At 34.3% G+C, this 6,053-nt stretch carries 5 protein-coding genes; all 5 read left to right on the top strand.

The features are described 5' to 3' along the window. Positions 1–376: 376 nt before the first annotated feature. The 5 genes from QZZ51_RS15880 to QZZ51_RS15860 all read left to right on the top strand — a co-directional run bounded on the left by QZZ51_RS15880 (position 377) and on the right by QZZ51_RS15860 (position 5,964). Complete coding sequence (locus QZZ51_RS15880) at positions 377–1,558, top strand: imelysin family protein (RefSeq protein WP_291871451.1); 1,182 nt, start codon at positions 377–379, stop codon at positions 1,556–1,558. Between the two features lie 71 nt (positions 1,559–1,629). After that, entirely contained in the window at positions 1,630–3,033 is a 1,404-nt protein-coding gene (locus QZZ51_RS15875) for a di-heme oxidoredictase family protein (protein ID WP_291871449.1), read from the top strand. Next, positions 3,034–4,125 carry an imelysin family protein gene (locus QZZ51_RS15870; protein ID WP_291871447.1) on the top strand — a complete coding sequence of 364 codons (1,092 nt, stop codon included), beginning with the start codon at positions 3,034–3,036 and terminating at the stop codon, positions 4,123–4,125. It begins immediately after the preceding gene. Next, on the top strand, positions 4,112–5,449 hold the full coding sequence (locus QZZ51_RS15865) for an HTTM domain-containing protein (RefSeq protein ID WP_291871445.1): 1,338 nt from the start codon (positions 4,112–4,114) through the stop codon (positions 5,447–5,449). Before QZZ51_RS15870 ends, QZZ51_RS15865 begins: the two co-directional genes overlap by 14 nt. 23 nt (positions 5,450–5,472) lie before the next feature. Then, positions 5,473–5,964: a GyrI-like domain-containing protein gene (locus tag QZZ51_RS15860; protein ID WP_291871443.1), complete on the top strand. Its 492-nt coding sequence runs from the start codon at positions 5,473–5,475 to the stop codon at positions 5,962–5,964. Positions 5,965–6,053 lie beyond the last annotated feature (89 nt).

Here is a 6,053-nt window from a genome sequence, read left to right as displayed (position 1 = left end):
AGCCGTATGTAGCTAGGTTGTAAAACGCTGAAAACATCCTATTTTTCGGTAACTGACACAATCTCTGATTAAGTGTGAAAAATGCTCGATAAACGTACATCACACCAAAAACACCTTACCGAAAAAATGTGTTTTTAAACGGAAAAAAGTACCCTCTTTTGATATACCCATCGAATCCTTTTCTAATTTTAAAGGAATCATAATTCTTGATGGTTCTTTTATTTTATTAAGAAGTACACTCCCTCTAGTCTATTGACTATTAAAAAGTAATGAACCTTTTATGATTTTTATTTTTAATTAATCTAAATAAACTTGCGAAAAATGATTGAGGTAAATATATTTGCATACTATTCTTAATCAATCTAAATAAAAACACATGAATTACAAGCCATTTAGCCTATTCGTTTTAGGCGCACTACTAACCCTAACATCTTGCAAAGATGATAACTCCGATGATGTTGCTCCTATTAACCCAAATGCTATATCCAAAACAAAAGTAATTGCCAATTACGCTACTATTGTTTACAGCAACTACCAAAACGCATACAATGATGCTGTTACGTTGCAAAATGCATTAAATACTTTTGCCGACACGCCAACAGATTCTGATTTTTCCGCTGCAAAGACAGCATGGAAATCGGCACGTGAATCTTACGGTACCACGGAAGCTTTTCGTTTTGCTAGCGGTCCCATAGATGATACTGATGGCCCAGAAGGTTTACTTAATGCATGGCCCTTAGATGAAAACTATATAGATTATGTAGAAAACAATACAACCTCTGGTATTATAAACGATGTTATCACCTACCCTACTATTGACAAAGCTTTATTAGAAAGCTTAAACGAAGAAGGTGGTGAAGCAAATATTAGCATTGGTTACCATGCTATTGAATTTTTACTTTGGGGACAAGACATTAGTTCTCCTAGCGAAAAGAAAGCCGGACAAAGACCTTATACTGATTTTATTGATGGTGGTACTGCAGCCAATCAAAGCAGAAGACGCGATTATTTAAAAGCTACTGCGGCATTACTTATTGATCATTTACAATTAATGCTAGATGAATGGAAAGAAAATGGCGCCTATAGAACTACTTTCTTAGCCTTAGAAGAGAATACTGCTTTAAAGAATATTTTAACCGGTATTTCTACTTTATCTAAATCTGAATTAGCAGGAGAAAGAGTTTTTGTTGCTTATGACAATCAAGACCAAGAAGATGAACATTCTTGTTTTAGTGATAATACACATAGAGATGTTCGTTTAAACCTTGCTGGGGTTGCAAACGTATTTCGCGGTAGCTACAGTACTGTTTCCGGAGAATCTTTAGAAGATTTAATAACAGAAACAAATGCCACTCTAGGAGCTGCTATTACAGCTGCTCTTGCAAATGCAGAAACAAAAGTAGATGCTACTGCAACTCCTTTCGATTTTGCCATAACAGACGCTACAGAAAGACCTAAAGTTTTAGAAGCTGTAACTGCTTTAAGAGCACTTGGCGATAAATTTGTAGAAGGAAGTGCAGCTTTAGGCATAACTGTTTCTTCAGAGTTGCCAGAATAATTCTATTTTTATTTTAAACCATATCAGAATCTAAACTATAGATTCTGATATGGTCTTTATATTTTATTCCAATGCAAAACACACGTAAATTCTTCCTGTTATTTTCTATCCTATTTCTTTTTATCAGATGCAATAATTCTGATGAAGACAATTACATTCCCCTTGTTCCAGATAAAAACGAAGCTTTTTCTGGCGGAAAAACTACAGTTTTTGATGTTTCGCCAAACGCATTTGGTTTTCAGGCTTCTAATTTAGATGAAGACAATGGCTTGCTGTTTTTTACAGGAAATTCATTATTCAATCAGAATTGGGTTACTGCACCAGCATCTACAACCGCAAGAGACGGGTTAGGACCATTATTCAATGCGCGTTCTTGTTCCGCTTGTCACTTTAAAGATGGCCGAGGAAGACCACCTTCTTTCGAAGGAGAGTTAGGTCACGGTCTATTGTTTAGACTAAGCATTCCTGGAACCGATAATTTAGAAAATAGCATTCCAGAACCTACGTATGGCGGGCAATTTCAAGACGGCTCCATTTTGGACGTTGAAAAGGAGGGAATAATAAAAATAGAACACCTGCCAATAGTAGTAAACTATGCCGATGGCACTAGCGTTACATTACAAAAACCTATATATAGTTTTACCAATTTAGCTTATGGAGCAATGAATACCAATGTTCAGGTATCTCCTAGAATTGCAAACCAAATGATAGGATTAGGCTTACTAGATGCTATACCAGAAAATACGCTTCTAAATTATGCCGATGAAAATGATACGGATAATGATGGTATTTCTGGAAAACCTAATTATGTTTATGATGTTGCATCTGGTACTACTAAATTAGGCAAGTTTGGCTGGAAAGCTAATCAACCCAATCTGAAACAACAAGTAGCAGCCGCTTTCTCTGGAGATTTAGGAATAACCAGTTCTTTATTCTTAGATGAAAATTGCCCCCCTGGTATAGACTGCAATTCCATAATAAATGGTGGTTCTCCCGAAATATCTGATGAGAATCTAGATAAAGTAACCCTATATTCTGCAACATTAGCAGTACCTGGACGTAGAAATCATGACGATGAAAATATACTACTTGGCAAAAAAATATTTACAGATACCAAATGTACAGCTTGCCATATCCCAAAATTCACTACTGGCTCCCACGACATAGAAGCTCTTGAAAATCAAGAAATAACCCCCTACACAGACTTACTACTTCATGATATGGGGGACGATTTAGCCGACAATAAACCCGATTTCCAAGCCACTGGGAACGAATGGCGTACACCTCCATTATGGGGAATAGGGCTTATTGAAACCGTAAATAACCATTCTAACTTACTACATGATGGTAGAGCAAGGAATATTGAGGAAGCTATTCTTTGGCATGGCGGTGAAGCTCAAAACGCCAAAGAATTATTCCTAACGCTATCGCTCACCGAAAGAACCAACTTAATTGACTTTATAAAATCTCTTTAAATGAAAGTAAATAATACCAAAAACATTTTTTATATATTTTTTGCTTGCTTCATCTGTATTACCATTTTCATAGCCTGCGAACAAGAAGGAAATTCTGAATTTACCTCAGAAGTTCAGTTGTATAAGAATGCGCAACTAAGCAATATTTATGATAATGAAATTTACCCCCTTACTATAGAATTCACTACAGAAACTAATGTATTGGTTTCTCTAGCGAAAACATATAAAGGACAGCCTACTGCAGCAAATTTAGAAACCCTACAACTGCAATGGAAATCTATTCAATTAATCTGGAAACAATTAGAGTTATATGATTTAGGAGACATAGCCAATAGTTTTATAACTTTTGAAATTAACAGATGGCCTACGAACCCTGAAAACATAGAAGAAATAATTGCAAGTGATGATGTAATTAATGCCGACTATATTGCTACCAAAGGTTCTTCCTCTAAAGGCATTTCTGGTTTAGAATACTTAATATTTTCTAATAAAAACACAGCAAAGACTAGAAGGCTAGATTATATAGTAGCTGTATCTAAAAATTTAGAACTTAAAGCAAACCAATTAGCTTCCATCTGGGCAGATTACGCTCCTTCTTTTACCACCGCACTTAATAATGGAATTGATGGTAGTCAAAACCAAGTAATAAATGCAATGGTAACACTCATTGAAGAAATTATCATTTCTAAACTCGGTAATGCCCTTGGCGATACTAATGGTGGCACAATAGAAGTAAATCGTTTAGAAGCATACCGAAGCTCTTTTTCTAAAGAAATAATCGCAACCCATCTTAGTGCCTTGAAAAAATGCTATTCCGGAGAGTTTGCACAAACTCCTTTTAGAGTTGGTTTTGATGATTTTTTAACTTTAATAGGAAGTGAGGCGTTTTCAGAAAAAATAAATACGCAGTTCAAAGATTGCGAAAATAAACTGAATGCAATACCTAGTTCTTTGAAAGAAGAAATAGAAAATAACCCAGAAAATGTTATTGCATTAAAAGACGCCATGAGAGAACTACTTATTTTAATAAAAGTAGATATGGCAAATATACTTGGTTCTACTATTACTTTTAATGATAATGATGGGGATTAAAAACATACAAGCCTACTTATTTAAACCTGTTTCCATACTACCTCTAGCTATTTTCAGAATAGCTTTTGGTTTTTTATTATGTTTCTCTCAATTACGTTTTATTGCTAAAGGTTGGGTTGACGATTGCTATATAAATCCATCCTTTCATTTTACATACCAGTATTTTAATTGGGTGCACCCTTTTACATCGGAGACTATGTACTTAATTGTTGCTCTTTGCGCTATAAGTGCTTTTTGTATAGGCTTGGGTTTGTTTTACCGCTTTTCTACTATTCTCTTCTTTATTAGTTTTACGTATTTAGAACTGATAGAAAAGTCGTGGTATCTTAACCATTATTACTTTGTTTCTCTAGTTGCTTTTTTACTAATATGGCTTCCTGCAAATAATAAATATGCAATAGACCCACTATTTAAAAAAGGAAGTAGAACTAACATGGTTCCCAGATGGACGGTAGATATTCTTAAATTTCAATTAGTTATTGTTTATTTTTTTGGGGGAATAGCAAAACTAAAACCAGACTGGTTACTCCATGCGCAACCTTTAAAAATTTGGCTTAAAGCTAGAACAGATTTTCCTATAATTGGTTCTTTGTTCGATGCGGATATTACAGCCTTCCTTTTTAGCTGGAGCGGTACATTGTATGACCTCTGCATTCCATTTCTATTATGGACTAAACGTACTAGGCCTATAGCCTATATATTAGTTATACTATTCCATATTCTCACCTATATGCTATTTAACATTGGTATGTTTCCTTGGCTAATGATGGCAGGAAGCTTAATCTTTATTACTGCATCGGAATGGAAAAATCTATTGCAGAAATTAAAAATCAACATTAACCTAACACCTTCCATACCGAGTCCGATAAAAACCAAAGCTCTAATTGTTCCTTTGATATTACTTTATGGGGTATTACAAATAACCATTCCATTGCGACATTATTTTTTATCTGATAATGTTCTTTGGTCCGAAAATGGAATTCGTTTTGCTTGGCATGTTATGGTAATGGAGAAAAATGGATTCACAGAATTTAAAATCATAGATCAAAACACTAAAAAAAAATTTACAGTGTATCCGTCGCAACACTTAACCCCTATTCAAGAAAAACAAATGAGTTTTCAACCAGATATGATTTGGCAATTTGCTCAATATCTTGAAAAAAAACACAATACGGATGGTTCCAAAAAATTAGCTATTTACGTTAATTCTAAAGTTTCTTTAAATGGCAGACCTTCGCAAACGTATATAGATTCTAATATCAATTTACTACATTTAACCTCTGTGAATTCTATTTATGATTATATAGAAGAACTGCAGCCTTAAACCATAAAAAATAGTGTTCCTAAATGATTCCAAGAATTGAAATTATTAAAGACAAAAATTTCTTAGGTAAACAATTAAAAATGTCTTTAGCACAAAATAAGACCCAAGATCTTTGGAAAGGTTTTATGCAACAGAAAAAAGAAATAAACAATATGGTAGGTTCTAATCTGTACTCTATTCAGGTTTATGATGCTACTTTGGCCTTTAATGATTTTACTCCCCAAGTATTTTTTACCAAATGGGCGGCGGCCGAGGTAAAGGATTATGATACGATACCACAATCCATGGAACCTTTTATTTTACCAGGAGGTCTGTACGCTGTTTTTATTCATAAAGGATTAGCTAGTAATTTTCATAAAACAATGGGACACATATATGGTGTATGGCTCCCACAGTCTAGTTATGTTTTAGACCAACGTCCGCATTTTGAAATACTAGGAGAAAAATACAAGAATAATTCTGAGGACTCTGAAGAAGAAGTTTGGATTCCAATTAAGAGTAAGGTATTAAGCTAATTTAGCTTTGTTTCTTTTTGTAGTAAATTTTAAAGCTTTCTTTACTGTAGAATTTGTACGCTTGTATAAACGAGCAACCTCTGTACTCT

The organism is Maribacter sp., from assembly GCF_016744255.1.
Lineage (GTDB): Bacteria > Bacteroidota > Bacteroidia > Flavobacteriales > Flavobacteriaceae > Maribacter_B.
Note: the sequence above shows the minus strand (reverse complement) of the source record. Positions and strands in the feature narration are given on the sequence as shown.